1 pseudogene is annotated in these 1,359 nt (G+C 78.7%); it reads left to right on the forward strand.

What is annotated here, in order from left to right:
• Nucleotides 1-1,359: pseudogene (locus STRAU_RS22610) on the forward strand (hypothetical protein); the annotation flags it as partial.

Here is a 1,359-nt window from a genome sequence, read left to right on the forward strand (position 1 = left end):
GCACCGGGAGCACCGGGAGCCTACGGTGCCGCGCCGGTCGCGCGAGCCCCGCAGGCATTGCGGTCCCCGCAGCCCGCGGAGTCCCCGCAACACCCGCACGGCCCGCAGTCCCCGTACGCCCAACAAGCTCCGTACGCCGAGCAAGATCCGCATGCCCCGCACTCCGCAGGTGACCCACAAGCCCCACCGGCTCCGGACGCCCCGCACTCCCCCGAGGCGCCCGTCGTGCCGCAGCAAGGTGGAGCGCCCGAGATGGAGCGGCAGCGGGTGGGGACGCCGCCGCGGGGGACCACCGTGCCGCGGGGGCTGCGCAAGCGCGGGGGGCTTTCCGCGTGGGCGCGGCGGCTGGCTGGCGGGCGGAGCGAGGACGCGGAGCGGGAGCACACCGCGTACGACGAGACGTACGACGGGCCCCGCGACGACGAGGCGCACGAGGGCGGACAGGACAGTGCGCCGGGCGGGGCCGAGGACGCGGGCGCGCGCGTGCCCGAGGCGTGGCCGGACGCCGCCGCGCTGCTCCTGACGGCGCTCGGGCCGGGGACGCGGCTCTGGGAGCGCGGCCCGGGGCACCCGGAGGCGCTGGCCGTGCGGCTCGGCACGGTGGACCGGGCCGCTCCGGACGCGGCCGGGCTGCTGCCCGCCGTGCCCGTGACGGTGAGCCTGCGGGAGGCGGGGGCGCTCGGGCTCGCCGGTCCCCGCGAACGGCTGGCGGGCCTGGCGAGGTCGGTGCTCGCGCAGTTGGCCGCGCTGCACTCCCCCGCCGCCCTGGAGATCGTCCTGATCAGCACGGACCGTACGCGCACGCCGCGGGAACGGGCCGACGAGTGGACCTGGCTCGGCTGGCTGCCGCACGTCAGGCCCGGCCACGGCCAGGACTGCCGCCTGCTGCTCGCGTACGACCGCGAGCAGGCGGCGGCCCGCACGGGTGAGCTGCTGCGCCGCCTGGACGAGCCGGATTCCGGTGAACGGGGCTTCTCCGTAGAGCGGTTGGACGGTTCGGCGGAGGGCGTGGCGGTGGGCGGGCCGCGGACGGTCGTCGTAGTGGACGGCGACCCCGGTTCGGCCGGGCTGCGGGAAGCGGCCGTGCGGCTCGCGCGTGAGGGGGCGCGGGCCGGGATCCATGTGGTGTGCCTCGCCGAGACGGCGGCGGCCTCGCCCGCCTCGCCGGTGACGGACACGTACGAGGCGGCGTGCGAGGTGTCGCCCGCGTTCCGCGCGTGCGGGGCGGCGGCGCTGCTCAGCGGGGACGTGGCGACGGCGCTGCGGGTGCTGCGCACGGCGGACGGACGGCCCGCGGGGCACGGCACGGTCGCGGTGGTGGACGCCGTGTCGGCGGCGTGGGCGCAGCGGCGCGGCTCT

It is taken from the genome of Streptomyces aurantiacus JA 4570 (assembly GCF_000414115.1).
Classification (GTDB): Bacteria; Actinomycetota; Actinomycetes; order Streptomycetales; family Streptomycetaceae; genus Streptomyces; species Streptomyces aurantiacus_A.